General features: G+C 65.8%; 10 protein-coding genes and 1 pseudogene. 6 read left to right on the plus strand and 5 right to left on the minus strand.

Going from position 1 to position 14,994, the window contains the following annotated elements:
• The first annotated feature begins 84 nt into the window (after positions 1-84).
• Positions 85-1,269, plus strand: a complete 1,185-nt coding sequence (locus AC0L2O_RS21510; RefSeq protein WP_473371099.1) for a UbiH/UbiF family hydroxylase — start codon at positions 85-87, stop codon at positions 1,267-1,269.
• Positions 1,270-1,273: 4 nt separating this feature from the next.
• Here the strand turns inward: AC0L2O_RS21510 and AC0L2O_RS21515 are convergent, their stop codons facing one another.
• Positions 1,274-2,227 (minus strand): AEC family transporter, encoded by a 954-nt coding sequence (locus AC0L2O_RS21515; protein WP_473371100.1) that lies wholly within the window; start codon positions 2,225-2,227, stop codon positions 1,274-1,276.
• A 106-nt stretch (positions 2,228-2,333) separates the two neighbouring features.
• On the opposite strand from AC0L2O_RS21515, the gene hspQ reads away from it, so the two are divergent.
• On the plus strand, positions 2,334-2,666 hold the full coding sequence (hspQ, locus tag AC0L2O_RS21520; RefSeq protein ID WP_369723621.1) for a heat shock protein HspQ: 333 nt from the start codon (positions 2,334-2,336) through the stop codon (positions 2,664-2,666).
• 76 nt (positions 2,667-2,742) lie between these two features.
• On the opposite strand, the gene AC0L2O_RS21525 is transcribed toward hspQ, so the two are convergent.
• Positions 2,743-3,546, minus strand: a complete 804-nt coding sequence (locus AC0L2O_RS21525; protein ID WP_369723622.1) for an invasion associated locus B family protein — start codon at positions 3,544-3,546, stop codon at positions 2,743-2,745.
• A 258-nt stretch (positions 3,547-3,804) separates the two neighbouring features.
• On the opposite strand from AC0L2O_RS21525, the gene AC0L2O_RS21530 reads away from it, so the two are divergent.
• The 3 genes from AC0L2O_RS21530 (at position 3,805) to AC0L2O_RS21540 (ending at position 8,452) form a co-directional block, all read left to right on the plus strand.
• Positions 3,805-5,640, plus strand: coding sequence for an extracellular solute-binding protein (locus AC0L2O_RS21530; RefSeq protein ID WP_473371101.1), 1,836 nt, complete (start codon positions 3,805-3,807; stop codon positions 5,638-5,640).
• 4 nt (positions 5,641-5,644) lie between these two features.
• Complete coding sequence (locus AC0L2O_RS21535; protein WP_369723624.1) at positions 5,645-7,147, plus strand: AMP-binding protein; 1,503 nt, start codon at positions 5,645-5,647, stop codon at positions 7,145-7,147.
• 84 nt (positions 7,148-7,231) lie between these two features.
• Positions 7,232-8,452 (plus strand): GGDEF domain-containing protein, encoded by a 1,221-nt coding sequence (locus AC0L2O_RS21540; protein ID WP_473371102.1) that lies wholly within the window; start codon positions 7,232-7,234, stop codon positions 8,450-8,452.
• A 130-nt stretch (positions 8,453-8,582) separates the two neighbouring features.
• Here AC0L2O_RS21540 and mfd read toward each other — a convergent pair whose 3' ends face one another.
• Both mfd and AC0L2O_RS21550 read right to left on the minus strand, forming a co-directional pair.
• Entirely contained in the window at positions 8,583-12,101 is a 3,519-nt protein-coding gene (mfd, locus tag AC0L2O_RS21545) for a transcription-repair coupling factor (RefSeq protein ID WP_473371103.1), read from the minus strand.
• A complete protein-coding gene (locus tag AC0L2O_RS21550; RefSeq protein ID WP_369723627.1) occupies positions 12,098-12,388 on the minus strand; it encodes an FAD assembly factor SdhE in 291 nt (96 codons plus the stop codon). Before AC0L2O_RS21550 ends, mfd begins: the two co-directional genes overlap by 4 nt.
• A gap of 209 nt (positions 12,389-12,597) precedes the next feature.
• On the opposite strand from AC0L2O_RS21550, the gene recG reads away from it, so the two are divergent.
• A complete protein-coding gene (recG, locus tag AC0L2O_RS21555; protein ID WP_473371104.1) occupies positions 12,598-14,706 on the plus strand; it encodes an ATP-dependent DNA helicase RecG in 2,109 nt (702 codons plus the stop codon).
• Here recG and AC0L2O_RS21560 read toward each other — a convergent pair.
• Positions 14,703-14,960 (minus strand): annotated as a pseudogene (locus tag AC0L2O_RS21560) (ketopantoate reductase family protein); the annotation flags it as partial. The gene recG and the pseudogene AC0L2O_RS21560 sit on opposite strands and share 4 nt — an antisense overlap.
• Positions 14,961-14,994 lie beyond the last annotated feature (34 nt).

The following is a 14,994-nucleotide window of genomic DNA, read 5'->3' on the forward strand; positions in this document are numbered from 1 at the left end:
GGTTCGCGCCAAGAGGCGCGCCACGGAACGACCGAGACGAGAGTTCGGCTTGAATTTGCCGCCGGGCATGTCAATTGTCGTTCCATGACAGACGCCTCGACACTCTTTGACGCAGCCGTGATCGGCGGCGGACCGGCAGGCCTTGCGGCGGCCATAGCACTGGCGCAAGCGGGTGCCCGAACTGCGCTGGTGGCACGGCGCGTACCCTATGCCGACAACCGCACCACCGCGCTGCTCGGCGCCTCCGTCGATCTGCTGGACGGCCTCGACGTCTGGCCACGCTGCAAGGACAAGGCCGCCGCGCTCGAAATCATGCGGCTCGTCGACGATACCGGCCGGCTGTTCCGCGCGCCGGAGGTCCGCTTCTCCTGTCACGAAATCGCCGTGGACGCCTTCGGCTACAATATCGACAACCGCTCCCTGATGCTGGCGCTGGAAGCGCGCGCGGCCGAGTTGCCCGATCTCGTCCGTTTCGATGACGAGGCCGAGAGCGTCGTCGTCGAAGCCGCCGACGTCGCGCTCCGCACCGCCTCCGCGCAATTCTTGATGGCACGGCTGGTGGTCGGCGCCGACGGCCGGCATTCGTTGTGCCGAGAGGCGGCCGGGATCGCCGTGACACGGCGCGACCTGACGCAGACCGCGCTCACCTTCAATGTCAGCCATGCGCGGCCGCATCGCAACGTCTCGACCGAGTTCCATACGCCGCACGGCCCTTGCGTGTTCGTGCCCTTGCCCGGCAACCGCTCCAGCGTCGTCTGGGTCGCAGCTCCCGCCGAAGCCGAGCGGCTTCGCGCCCTGAGCGACGACGAACTGTCCGCCGCGATCGAGAAGCAGGCGCATTCGATTTTGGGACTCATGACGGTCGAGCCCGGCCGCAACCTGTTCCCGTTGGCGATCGAGCGGCCAAAGTCCTTTGGCCGCGACCGCATCGCGCTGGTCGGCGAAGCCGCCCACGTGGTTCCTCCGATCGGCGCCCAGGGCCTCAATCTCGGCCTCAGGGATGCCGCCGATATTGCGAGGCTTGCTGGCCAAGCGATTGCGGCGGGCGACGATCCCGGGGTGCCCGAGGTGCTCAAGCGCTACGACCGCGCGCGGCGGCCGGATATCCTGAGCCGGACATTTGCGATCGACATCGCCAACCGTTCGTTGCTCAACGACTTCCTGCCGCTCCAGCCGGTCCGCGCAGTCGGGATGCACCTGCTCGGCGCCATCGGCCCGCTCAGGCGCTTCGCGATGCGCGAAGGCCTGACGCCGACCTGGCGAAAATAACGTTTTACGGAAACACCAGCCGTCCGGTCTGGAGCAGCCACATCACGCTGGTCAGCGTCACCACCGACGCAAACGTCCCGAGCAGCACCGCGACGGAGGCGGATTCGATCCAGGCATCGTTCTGCCGGGCGATGACGAACACGTTCAGCGCCGGCGGCAGCGAGGCCATCAGCACTGCCGTCGCGGCCCAGGGCTGCGCGAACGGTCCGAACGCCAGCATCAACGCGAAGGACGCGAGCGGATGCACCAGGAGTTTGACTGCGATCACGCCCGGCACCTCCCAGGGCACGCGATCGAACGGACGGAGCGCCACCGTCACGCCGAGCACGAACAGCGCCGTCGGAGCGGCTGCGTTCTGGAGAAAGGTGATGGTGCGATCGAGCGCGACCGGCAGCTCGATATGCAGCGCCGCGACCGCTGCGCCAAAGCAGGCCGACATGATCAGCGGGTTGAGAACGATCTGCTTCAGCACGACGCCAAAGGCATGCATTAGCGAGGGATGGTCCCGGTCGGAGAGTTCGATCAGCAGCGGCACGATCGAGAACAGGAAGATGCTGTCACAGCAGAAGATCAGCGCGGTCGGCGCCGACGCCTTCGGTCCCAGCACGGCAAGCGCCAGCCCCGGTCCCATATAGCCGATGTTGCCGTAGCCGCCGGACAGGCCCGCGAGCGTCGCCTCGCGCAGCGTCAGCCGTCCCAGAATCTTGCCGACGACGAGCGCGATGGTGAAGGCCGCAACCGTCGACAAGGTGGTCGCAACCAGGAACGGCGGGTTGTTCAATTCCGAGAACGGCGTCTTCGACATGATCGCGAACAGCAACGCCGGCAGCGACACGTAGAGCAGGAAGAAGTTCATCCAGGCGAGGCCCGATTCCGGCAGCGATTTGACCTTGCCGCAGGCGAAACCGACGAAGATCAAGCCAAAATATGGTAGCGCCAGATTGAGGATATTGACCATTGATGAAGTGTTTTCTGAAGATTTGGGGGCTATCCGCCCCTTACCGGCAGGTTAAATCCAGATGAGGCCACTAGCATCGGCCACAATCCTGGTCTATCGACGGAGAATGATTAAAGCGCGGACCGCCAAATTCCAGATCGGGCAGGTCGTTCGCCACCGGATCTTCTCGTTCCGGGGCGTGATTTTCGACATCGATCCGGAATTCAACAACACCGAGGAATGGTGGCAGTCGATTCCTGAAGAGGTGCGGCCTCACAAGGATCAGCCGTTCTACCATCTGCTCGCGGAGAACGCGGACTCGGAATACGTCGCCTATGTCTCCGAGCAGAACCTGTTGGCCGACGAGTCCGGCGAGCCGATCCGCCATTCCCAGGTCGCCGAGATCTTCGTCAAGGACAAGACCGGCGGCTACCGCCCGCGCAATCCATCGCTGAACTGAGTTTCGCCCGACCAAGCGGCCCAGCAAAAAAGGCGCTCGAGGTGAGCGCCTTTTTCATGTCCGGATTTGAGCCCGCTTACTTCTGTGCCGCCGGAGCCGCGCCAGGCGCAGCACCGCTCTGCTCGAGCTTCTTGCGCTGCTCGTCAGCCTTCTTCTGAAGCTCTTCCTGGAGCTTCTTCTGGGTTTCCTCAAACACCTTCGGATCGGTCGGCGGGCCGTCATAGGCCTTCTGGAATTCGCCGGCGAGCGGCAGCGGCAGGGTCAGCGGCGCGCCGTTGGCGTTGATCGCCTGAACAACGAGATTCTGGCCCTTCTTCATGTTGTTGATGAGCTCTGGCGTCGCCTCGTAGTCGGACATGCAGCCGTTCTGGAAGCAGATCACATAGGGGCTCTGCAACGGCGGATTGTTGTCCACGATGATGCGGGTGCCGTGCACGAGCTGCATGCCGAGCGGCAGCGTCACGCGCAGGATCTTCTTGGGCTCGCCTTCCGGCTCGATGATCACGGCCGCGATGACCGGCTGGCCCGATTCGATGCGGCCATCCTTGCCGGTGAAGCAGACCTGTTTGGCGTTGGCGTCCTGGCCCTTGAGGCAGAACTTGGTCCAGGGCGCGTAGATCAGCTGGATCTGCTGATCCGCCGGCTGGGCGCCCGGTTGTGCCGGAGCGCCCTGCGCGGGCGCTTGCTGGGCCTGAGGCGCAGGTGCGGGCGCCGGAGCTTTGGGGGCGGCCTTTGGCGCAGCCTTCGGAGCCGTCTTGGGCGCGGCCGGAGCGGCGGTCTGGGCTTCTGCGGCAAACGGAACGGCCAATGCCGTCGCCGTCAACAGGGCGAGTACTCGCCCGCGCGGCCGGACGGACGCGGCCAAATAACGGAAATTCATTGCGGAAAACCCTTTCTGAACGGGAAGCGCCCGAACCGCTCCGAAGCGCCGAACCGAGCCGCCAGGCGCGGCTCTCTCCCCGTCAATTGAGGCGGATAAGTGACGGGCTCGGCGCTCGTGCGCGATTGCCCGCCTTCTTAACGCGGTCGACGAAAAGATCAATGCCGACAAGCGTGTTTGACCGCGCTGGCGCCAGCGCCCCATCAAATTCCCTGTGATAAGATTGAGGCCCGGCTGTCCTCGAATCAACGTGTACCAATGTTCATGTTCCAGCACCTGCTCGAGGGCCCCGGTGTGCGCCTCTGCGTCGTCGCCTTTGCTCTGGCCGCCGGGCTCGCAGCAAGCGGCGTGCGAGCCGAGGAAGCGCATGCCATCGCGATGCACGGCAAGCCGGCACTAGCGGCCGATTTCACCCACATGCCCTATGCCAATCCGGAAGCGCCCAAGGGCGGGCGGCTGACCTGGGGGCTGCTCGGCACCTTCGACAGCCTCAATCCCTTCATTGTGCGGGGATTGGCCGTGCAGCAGATGCGGGGCTACGTGGTCGAGAGCCTGCTTGCGCGCGGGCAGGATGAGCCGTTCACGCTCTATGGCCTCCTCGCCAGAACCGTCGAAACTGACGACGAGCGGAGTTATGTCACATTCCGCCTCGATCCCCGCGCCCGCTTCTCCGACGGCAAGCAGGTCACCGCCGAGGACGTGCTGTTTTCCTGGCAGCTTCTGCGCGACCACGGCCGCCCGAACCTTCGGCAATACTATGGCAAGGTCGTCAAGGCCGACGCGCCAGATCCCCTCACCGTCCGCTTCGACCTCGCGGGCGCCAATGACCGCGAATTGCCACTGATCCTCGGCCTGATGCCGATCCTGCCGAAACATGCTGTCGACGTCGCGACGTTCGAGGAGACGACGCTGACCGGGCCGATCGGCTCGGGCCCCTACCGGGTCACGGTGGTGAAGCCCGGCGCCAGCGTCACGCTGACCCGCAATCCCGATTATTGGGGCCGCGACCTCCCAGTCAATCGCGGGCTCTACAATTTCGACGAGATCAGGCTCGACTATTTTCGCGAGGCGAACGGCCAGTTTGAAGCCTTAAAGCGCGGCCTCTATGATTTCCGTGTCGAGAACGAGCCGCTGCGATGGCACGACGGCTATGATTTTCCCGCGGCAAAGAGCGGCGATGTGATCCGCGACACCATCAAGCCCGGCGTACCGCAGCCGTCGGAATTCCTGGTGTTCAACACGCGGCGGCCGATCTTCGCCGACATCCGCGTGCGCCAGGCGCTGACGCTGCTGTTCGATTTCGAACTGGTCAACCGCAGCTATTTCTTCGGACTCTATTCGCGCGTTGCCGGCTATTTCGCCGGTTCGGAGCTGTCAGCCTACGGCCGGCCTGCGGATGCAAGCGAGCGCGAACTGCTCAAACCCTTTGCCGCGCGGATGCCGCCCGACATCATGGACGGCAGCTATCGCCTCCCCGTCACCGACGGCTCAGGGCGCGACCGCACCACGCTACGCGCCGCGCTAAAGCTGTTGTCGGAGGCCGGCTACGATCTCGAGGGCACAGTGCTGCGCAACCGCGCGACCAAAGCCCCCCTCACTTTCGAGATATTGGTGACCACCCGCGACCAGGAGCGCATCGCGCTGGCGTTCCAGCGCGACCTCAAGCGCGCCGGCATCGAGCCGAGCGTGCGATCGGTCGATCCCGTGCAGTTCGACCAGCGCCGGCTGGGTTACGAGTTCGATATGATCCAGAACCGCTGGGACCAGTCGCTCTCGCCCGGCAACGAGCAATATTTCTATTGGGGCAGCGCAGCCGCGGACAATCCGGGTACCCGCAACTACATGGGCGCCAGGGATCCCGCGGTCGATGCCATGATCGCGGCCCTCTTGGAGGCCCGTGATCATACGGACTTCGTCTCGGCGGTGCGGGCGCTCGACCGTGCCCTGATCGCAGGCTTCTACACAATCCCCCTGTTTAACGTCTCCGAGCAATGGATCGCGCGCTGGAATCGGATAGAACGACCATCGACCACCGCGCTGTCCGGGTATCTGCCGGAGACCTGGTGGTCGAAGGGTCCGTCTCCAGCGAAGTGATGCCGTGAACCAGCCAGCCGTATCGCCGACGCTCGACACGTTGTTCCAGCGCACGCTGTCCCGGCAGCCGCATGCGCCCGCCTTGTTCGATCCCCTCAACAAGGCACGCATCACCGGACACCAGCCGCGGCGGCTGACCTATGCCGAGGCCGACACGGCGATCGAGGCACTGTCGGCGCATTTCGTCGAGTCGGGCCTGCCCGCCAATTCCGTCATCGCGATCCAGTTGCCGAGCACGGTCGAGTTCGTGCTGACGGTGCTCGCCGCCCACCGCGCCGGCCTCGTCGTCGCCGTGCTGCCCCTGCTCTGGCGGCATGCGGAACTGACCGCCGCGCTCAACCGCACCGCGGCGCGCGCCATCGTCACCATGAGCAAGCTCGATGGCGTCAGCTATTCCGACCTCGCCATGCATGCCGCGGCGGAAGCCTTCTCGATCCGCCACGTGTTCGGTTTCGGCCCCGACCTGCCCGAGGGCATGGCCTCGCTCGACGACGTCCTGGCGCGCCCGCCCGGTACCACGCGCGCCGTGATCCAGGACGGCCGCAAGGCGGCGATGATCTCCTTTGATGTCACGGCAGAGGGCTTTCGCCCGGTGCCGCGGCCGCATTTCAGCCTGATCGCCGGCGGCCTCGCGATGTCGCTCGAAGCCGACATCAAGCAGGGCGCGACCGTGATGGCGGCGTTCTCGCCGATGTCGTTCGCGGGCCTCGCCTCATCGCTTGCGGTGTGGCTGCTCTGCGGCGGCACGCTGGCGCTGCATCATCCCTTCGAGAGCGAGGTGCTGGAGCAGCAGATCAACGCGCATGAATGCGACGTGCTGATCGCCCCGGCGCAGCTCGCCTTGCGGCTTGGCGATTCGGATCTTGCAGCGCGGATGCCGACCTTGCGCAACGTCGTCGGTTTGTGGCGTGCGCCCGAGCAGGTGGCGGCGAGCGAGGCATGGATCGCTCCGCATGCGCCGCTCACCGACGTTTATCTGTTCGGCGAGGCCGGATTGTTCGGCGCCCGGCGCGGCGAGGACGGCATGCCTCTGACCGTGATGCCCGGGCCGCATGGCGCCCCGCGCGAGCAGTCCGGATCCTCGATTGCAGGCGACATTCTGCTGACGCCGAAGGGCACGCTCGGGCTGCGCGGGCCGATGGTGCCGATCGCGGCCTACGCTCCGCCACAGCCGGTTGGCGATACGCTGATTGCGCAACCGCCGCGCGACTATGTCGACACCGGCTATGCCGCGCGGATCGACCGTGCCAGCGGCGCGATCTGCATCACCGCGCCGCCCTCCGGCATCATGGCGGTTGGCGGCTACCGCTTCCTCTCCAACGACCTGCAGGAATGGGCACGCCGGCTCGGCCAGGGCGCGCTCTTGACCGCGCTGCCCGACCGGCTCTCGGGGCACCGGCTGGCTGGCCGGGCCCAGGACAATGCCCGCGCCCGCGAAGCGCTCAGTGAACTCGGGCTTAACCCCCTGATGGTCGAAGCTTTTCGCGACCGCTCCGGGCCGACTTGAGCACAGTTTCGGCCCATTCGTTGACGCAGCATTAAGGCGGCCAAACTACATTGCGCAGCATCGATTGCGTGATCAGAGTTTGTGATGTCCCAGGCGGGCCCGATCCTTTTTGTGTCCAATGCCGAGCGCCCCGCCTTCATTGCGGCGCTGGACGAGGCTCGACTCTTTCCCGTCGTCGATACCGATTGGGCCAGCGCCGCGCGCGCCGTCGAGCAGATGCAGCCGGCGGCCGTCCTTGCCGCGATGCATGGCGGGCACGAACCGCATATTGCGCTGCTTGCGAAGAAGATCGCGGATCAGCCGCTCTATCTGCCACTGATCGCCCTCGATGCACGGAGTACGCTGCCTCCCAATGCCCTGCCCTTCTCCTCACGCGACAATGCCGACGCCCTGATCGCACGGCTTCGCGCCGCGATGCGCGTGCGCACGCTGCATGCCACGGTGCTGCGCCGGCTGCCGGAGCTGAGGGTCGCGCCGCCGGACGCTGATCCCGTGCGCGATGCCACCGTACTCCTGGTCGGCCGCGGCGCGGCTTACCCCGCGCTCTCCGTCGCGCTCGGCGAACGCATGGGCGTCATCGGCGCACTCTCGATCGAGGCGGCGGCAAAGCATCTCAACTCCCGCGACATCGACGGCGTCGTGCTCGCCGAAGGTTTTAGCCCGCGCGTCACCGATGCCTTCCTCACGGTGCTCGCGGAAGATACGCGCTTCCGCAACCTGCCCGTTGTCGTCACCGCGCACCAGCTCGTACAAAGCTATGATTTGCCCAATCTCGAGCTGATCTCGGGCGAGCCTTCGAAGGTCGCCGCCAATGCGCTGCCCCTGATCCGCCAGCACGCAATGGAAGCGCAACTCAGCCGCACCCTGCGCTCGATCGATGCCGGCGGTTGGCTCGACCCGCGCAGCGGCCTGCTGACGGTCGAAGCCTTCGCGCGCGATTTTTCCAGGGCGGTCGAGCAGACACTTGGCCGCGGCGGCGGCCTGTCAGTGGCGCGCTTTGCCTTCGATCCCGGCAATCCTCGCGCGCAATTGGACGCCGCGCGGATCCTGAGCCGCCTGATGCGACAGATGGATTTCGGTGCCGCCCAGAAAGACGGCTCCGTGATCGTGGTGTTCGCCGAAACCGACTTCCGCACCGCTCATATGATCGCGCGCCGCTTGTCGGCGGTGATGCGGCATACCTCGAACGGCAAGCACGAGATGCGCAGCGATCCCGTCGTCAGCGTGGATTCGCTGTCACCTTCGGATACGGCGCGATCGCTGCTCGCGCGGCTGTCGGCGGATGCATCAAGGGCTGCGTCGTAACTTTCTTCGGCAAACTGCCGCAACAAAACATCGTCATTGCGAGTGCAGCGAAGCAATCCAGAATCTCCCCGCGGGCAACAGTCTGGATTTGCTTCGCTGCGCTCGCAATGACGTGGTGAGACCTGAAGCCTTACGCCGCCTTCTTGCTCTGCGCGAGGTGTGCCAGCTGGCGCATGATCTCGGTGGTGCCGGCGAGACGCTCTTCCGGCGTCTCCCAGTCCTGGAAAAACACCACCTTCATGTCGGGCCGCACCTTGGCCGCCTGGCCGTGGCTGCGGATGAACGACACCAGGCGGTCGGGATGCGCGAATGAACTGTCGCGGAAGGCGATGACGGCGCCCTTCGGGCCGGCATCGATCTTCTCGACATTGGCCTGGCGGCAGAATGCCTTGATCGCGGCGACCTTGAACAGATAGCGCACCTCGTCCGGCAGCACGCCGAAACGATCGCGCATCTCGGCGCCAAAATTCTCGATCTCTTCCTCGGTGTCGAGGTCGGCGAGACGCCGGTAGAGCGACAGCCGCACCGAGAGATCACCGACGTAATCCTCAGGAATGAGAACCGGCATGCCGATCGTGATCGTCGGCGACCAGCGGTCGGCGGCAGGCTCGGAGACGCCGGCCTTGAGGTTGACGATCGCCTCCTCCAGCATCGACTGGTAGAGCTCGAAGCCGACCTCCTTGATGTGGCCGGACTGCTGCTCGCCCAGGATATTGCCGGCGCCGCGGATGTCGAGGTCGTGCGAGGCGAGCTGGAAGCCCGCGCCGAGCGTCTCCAGCGATTGCAGTACGGTGAGGCGGCGTTCGGCCTGCGCCGTGATCTTCTGCTGCGCCGGCAACGTGAACAGCGCATAGGCGCGCAGCTTGGAGCGACCGACCCGGCCGCGGAGCTGATAAAGCTGGGCAAGGCCAAACATGTCGGCGCGATGCACGATCAGCGTGTTGGCGTTGGGGATGTCGAGCCCCGATTCCACGATGGTGGTCGACAGCAGGATGTCGAATTTGCCGTCGTAGAACGCGGTCATGATGTCCTCGATCACGGCGGGGGGCATCTGGCCGTGGGCGACCGCGACCTTCATCTCCGGCACGTTCTTGTCGAGGAAGTCCTTGACCTCGGCGAGGTCGTCGATGCGCGGCACCACGTAGAAGGCCTGGCCGCCACGATAGCGCTCGCGCAGCAGTGCCTCGCGGATCATCAGCGGATCATGCGGAGCGACGAAGGTGCGCACCGCTAGGCGGTCGACCGGCGGCGACGCAATGATCGAGAGCTCGCGGACGCCGGTGAGTGCAAGCTGGAGCGTACGCGGGATCGGTGTCGCCGACAGCGTCAGCACATGCACCTCGGAGCGCAGTGCCTTCAGCCGCTCCTTGTGGGTGACTCCAAAATGCTGCTCCTCGTCGACGATGACCAGGCCAAGGTCGCGGAACTTGATCGCCTTGCCGAGCAGCGCATGGGTCCCGACGACGATGTCGACCGAGCCGTCGGCGATGCCCTTCTTGACTTGGTTGAGCTGCTTGGTCGGAACCAGGCGGGAAGCCTGCTCGACCTGCACCGGGAAGCCGCGGAAGCGCTCGGTGAAGGTCTTGTGGTGCTGGCGGGCGAGCAGCGTGGTCGGCACCACCACGGCGACCTGCTTGCCTTCGAGCGCGACGGCGAACGCGGCGCGCAGCGCGACCTCAGTCTTGCCGAAACCGACGTCGCCGCAGATCAGCCGGTCCATGGGACGGCCGAGTTCGAGATCCTTGAGGGTGGATTCGATCGCCCCTAACTGGTCCTCGGTCTCGTCATAGGGGAAGCGCGCGCAGAACTCGTCATAGAGGCCGGGTTGCACCGGCAGCCTGGGCGCCTCATGCAAATGACGCTCGGCCGCGATCTTGATCAGCTCGCCCGCGATCTCGCGGATGCGGTTCTTGAGTTTCGCCTTGCGGGTCTGCCAGCCAGAGCCGCCGAGGCGGTCGAGCTCGACCGTGGTCTGGTCGGAGCCGTAGCGCGACAGCAGCTCGATGTTCTCGACCGGCAGGAACAGCTTGGCGTCGGCGGCATAATGCAGCTCAAGGCAGTCATGCGGCGCGCCGGCGACGTCGAGCGTCTGCAGGCCGATGAACCGCCCGATGCCGTGGTCGGCGTGGACGACGATGTCGCCGGCGGCAAGGCTCGTGATCTCCGAGATGAAATTGTCGAGCTTGCGGCTCGCCTTACGCGGCCGCACCAGGCGGTCGCCCAGAATGTCCTGCTCGCTGATGACGGCGATCTCGTCGGTCTCGAACCCGCTTTCGAGGCCGAGCACCGCGAGAATGGTCTCGTTGCGCGGCGTTGCCTGCACCGTCCGCCAGCTATTGACGCTGGTGGTGTGGGTCAACTTGTGGTCGCGCAGCATCGAGGTCATGCGGTCGCGCGAGCCTTCGCTCCACAGCGCGATCACGACCTTCTTGCGCTGGGCCTGCAAGGCCATTACGTGGCTGACCACGGACTCGAACACGTTGACGGTGGTGTCGTTACGCTCCGGCGCGAAGTCGCGGCCCTTGCGCGCACCGGCGTCCACGACGTTGGTGCCATCGGCCGGAACGGAAAACTGCGTCAGCCGCGCCAGCGGGACATCGCCGAGACGCTTGGCCCACTCGTCCTCAGTCAGATAGAGCCGGTCCGGCGGCAATGGCTTGTAGATGGCGCCGCCGCCTGGATGCTCCATCGCATCGCGGCGGGCCTGGTAATAATCGAGGATCTGCTTGAAGCGCTCGCGCACGGCGTCCTCGGCCTGCGGCTCGATCGCGACCGCGGCGCCTTGCAGGTAATCGAACAGCGTGTCCATCCGGTCCTGGAACAGCGGCAGCCAGTGCTCCATGCCGGGATGGCGGCGGCCCTCGCTGACGGCCTCGTAGAGCGCATCGTCGCGCTCGGGCGCGCCGAATTCGGCGACATAGCCCATCCGGAAGCGCCGGATGGTGTCGGTGACGAGCTGGAATTCCGAGATGGGCACGAGATCGAGCGAGCGCATGTCGAGCATCGTGCGCTGGGTCTCGGCGTCGAAGGAGCGGATCGATTCCAGGCTGTCGCCGAAAAAGTCAAAACGGACGGGCTGGTCGAGGCCGGCCGGAAACAGGTCCAATATGCCGCCGCGAACGGCATATTCGCCGGGCTCGCGCACGGTCGAGGAGCGGTTGTAGCCGTTGTGCTCGAGCCAGGCGACAATGGTATCCATCGGCACCACATTGCCGGGTGCGACCGACAGCGCCTGCGCGGCGACGAGATCGCGCGAAGGCACGCGCTGCACGACGGCGTTCACAGTGGTCAGCACGATCAGCGGCTTGTCGCTGCCGGTCAGCGAGGCGAGCCGCGCCAGCGTGGTCAGGCGTTGCGCCAGGATACCGCCATGGGGCGAGACACGGTCATAAGGCTGGCAGTCCCAGGCCGGGAATGTCAGCACCGGCAAATCGGGCGCGAAGAATTGCAGCGCGCGTTCGAGCTGCTGCATCCGCGGCCCGTCGCGGCAGACGACCGCAAGACTGACAGCCGGCTTCTTCGGCCGCGCGGCAATGGCGCGCGCGAGGTCCGAAATGACGAGGCCTTCGGCACCTTCGGCGACATTGGCAAGCGTCAGCGCACGGCCCGGCGTCAGCAACTCGGCGGGCGATTTCGAACCCGATTTCATAAATTGCCGTCCGCGATCGGAAACGCCTTGATGCGGGCAAACAGCGCGCCGGTGACGTCAGCCGGCAGCACCTTGTCGCCGATGATGGCGGCATAGAGATCGGGATCAGACTCCTCGAGCAGGCGCTCGAGCTCCTCGAGGTCGTTTTCGGACAAATTGCCGATCTCGGCGTCGGCAAAGCGGCCGAGAATCAAATCCATCTCGCGCGTGCCGCGGTGCCAGCAGCGGAACAGAATCCGCTTGCGGCGGTCGTCCAGCCCGCCACTTGATCGTGTCGTTCCCGTCATGTCTCGATTCCAGTCAAACGCCGAAAGCCCGGACGTGCCGGGCCGGCGTGATATAGCCACTCGGACCGCCGGTGTCAGCCCTTTGTTGCGACCCTCAGGGCACTCGATTTGTCATGGCCCGCCACGCGCGCGAGGGACCGCGAAAAAAGACGTGGATGCCTGGCATAAAGCCGGGCATGACGGGTCGAAACGATCCTAGATTCACCCTGATGCGCCCCAGCCTGCTCAATCCGCTGTTTGCTCCCGTGACCAGCCTGCCCGGCGTCGGTCCGAAGCAGGACAAGCTGCTGCGCTATCTGCTCAGCCGCGATGAGACACCGCGGCTGGTCGATCTCCTGCTGCATTTGCCGAGCCAGGTCATCGACCGCCGGGCGCGGCCGAAGATCCGCGATGCCGTCCAGGGAACCTTGGTGACGCTGGAGGTCACCGTCGACCGCCACCGCCCGCCCCCGCCGCGCAATGCGCGCGCGCCGTATCTGGTCTATGCCAGCGACGAGACCGGCGACGTCGTCCTGACGTTCTTCCGGGCCAAGCCCGGCTACGTCGAAAAGCTGCTGCCGATGGGCGAGAAGCGCTACGTCTCCGGCACGCTGCAAATGTACGACGGCATCCCGCAGATCGTGCATCCCGACCGGGTGCTGGACGCGGAGGCGATTTCAAAGCTCTCGGGCATCGATCCCGTCTATCCCTTGACCGAAGGCCTTGCACTCGGCTCGCTGCGTCGCGCGGTCGCACAGGCGCTGCAAAAACTGCCGGCCCTGCCGGAATGGATCAGCCCGGAGGTGCTGCGCCGCTGCAACTTCCCGCCGGTCGCGGAGGCCCTCACCCGGGTCCACCAGCCGGTCGAGCTCACGGACATCTTGCCTGATCAACCCTTCTGGTCGCGCCTGGCCTTCGACGAACTGCTCGCGGGGCAGCTCGCGCTGGCCCTGATCCGCGCGCAGCTGCGCCGCCCGGCCGGTGTGCGCAATGCCGGCGACGGGCATTTGCGCAACAAGATCATCGATGCTCTGCCCTACGCGCTGACGTCCTCCCAGCGCGAGGCGGCGGCGGCGATCGCCAACGATCTGCAACAACCCGTGCGGATGCTGCGCCTGCTGCAGGGCGATGTCGGCTCGGGCAAGACCGTGGTGGCGCTGCTTGCCGCGGCGGCCGTGGCCGAAGTCGGCAAGCAGGCCGCGCTGATGGCCCCGACCGAAATTCTGGCGCGCCAGCACATCAAGACCATCGCGCCGCTGGCGGAACGCGCCGGGATGCGGGTCGCGATCCTCACCGGGCGCGAAAAAGGCAAGGAGCGGCGCGACATCATCGATCGGCTCGCCACGGGCGAGATCGACCTGCTGGTCGGCACCCACGCGCTGATCCAGGACGACGTGATCTTCAGCGATCTCGCGCTTGCCGTGGTCGACGAGCAGCATCGTTTTGGCGTCCGCGAACGTCTTGCGCTGACGTCAAAAGGCCAAGCGGTTGATGTTCTCGTGCTGAGCGCTACACCGATTCCGCGCACGCTGGTGCTGACCTATTTCGGCGACATGGACATTTCCGAGCTGCGCGAAAAACCCGCCGGCCGCCAGCCGATTGAAACCCGCACCGTCTCGATGAGCCGCCTCAACGAAGTCACCGAGAGCATCGGCCGCGCGCTTCAAGCGGGCAAGCTGGTCTATTGGATCTGTCCGTTGGTCGAGGAGTCCGAGGCCGAGGGTACCGAGCACCTGACCAACGCGACGACACGTTTCGGCAGCCTGCAAAAACGTTTCGGCGATCGCGTCGGCCTGGTCCACGGCCAGATGAAAGGCACCGAGAAGGACCAGGTCATGGCGCAGTTCGCGGCCCACGAGATCGGGCTCCTGGTCGCGACCACCGTGGTCGAGGTCGGTGTCGACGTGCCGGCCGCGACCATCATGGTGATCGAGAACGCCGAGCGTTTTGGCCTGGCCCAGCTGCACCAGCTGCGCGGTCGCATCGGGCGCGGCTCGGAGGCCTCGACGTGCCTGCTGCTGTACTCGGAACCGCTCGGCGAGATGTCGAAGGCGCGGCTGAAAGTGATCCGCGAGACCACCGACGGTTTTCGCATCGCCGAGGAGGATCTCAAACTGCGCGGCGAAGGCGACGTGCTCGGCGTGCGCCAGAGTGGCCTGCCCGGCTACCGCATTGCGCGCTCCGAGATCCACGGCCAGCTGATCACGCAAGCCCGTGACGAGGCGCTGCGCATCATGAAGGACGACCCCAAGCTGAAGGGCGAACGTGGCGAGGCGCTACGCTGCCTGCTGTATCTGTACGAACGGGACGAAGCGATCCCGCTGATCGGGGCGGGTTAGCCCGCAGCTCTCTGACGTCCAACCTCATAGGCCGCCACATGCGCCCGGGCGAGATCCAGCAAGGGCGTGTCGATGCCGAGTGCACGGGCGCGATTGGCCATGTCGCCGAGGATGTGCTCCGCCCCGGTGATCGAGCCGCGCTCGACGTCGCGCAGCATCGAGGCCTTGAGCGGGGAGTCCAGGGTCGTGAACACCTTCCGGTCAAACTCGATGAACGGGGCGCGCGGCTCAAAGCCCGAAGCGGTCGCAACGGAAGCTCCGTAATAGGCTCCAAGCGCTCCCGCGCCG

It is taken from the genome of Bradyrhizobium sp. Kon10, assembly GCF_055807395.1.

Coding starts and splice junctions, on each gene's coding strand:
- AC0L2O_RS21510 (WP_473371099.1), top strand. CDS start 85: ATGACAGACGCCTCGACACTCTTTGACGCAGCCGTGATCGGCGGCGGA.
- AC0L2O_RS21515 (WP_473371100.1), bottom strand. CDS start 2,227: ATGGTCAATATCCTCAATCTGGCGCTACCATATTTTGGCTTGATCTTC.
- hspQ (WP_369723621.1), top strand. CDS start 2,334: ATGATTAAAGCGCGGACCGCCAAATTCCAGATCGGGCAGGTCGTTCGC.
- AC0L2O_RS21525 (WP_369723622.1), bottom strand. CDS start 3,546: ATGAATTTCCGTTATTTGGCCGCGTCCGTCCGGCCGCGCGGGCGAGTA.
- AC0L2O_RS21530 (WP_473371101.1), top strand. CDS start 3,805: ATGTTCATGTTCCAGCACCTGCTCGAGGGCCCCGGTGTGCGCCTCTGC.
- AC0L2O_RS21540 (WP_473371102.1), top strand. CDS start 7,232: ATGTCCCAGGCGGGCCCGATCCTTTTTGTGTCCAATGCCGAGCGCCCC.
- mfd (WP_473371103.1), bottom strand. CDS start 12,101: ATGAAATCGGGTTCGAAATCGCCCGCCGAGTTGCTGACGCCGGGCCGT.
- AC0L2O_RS21550 (WP_369723627.1), bottom strand. CDS start 12,388: ATGACGGGAACGACACGATCAAGTGGCGGGCTGGACGACCGCCGCAAG.
- recG (WP_473371104.1), top strand. CDS start 12,598: ATGCGCCCCAGCCTGCTCAATCCGCTGTTTGCTCCCGTGACCAGCCTG.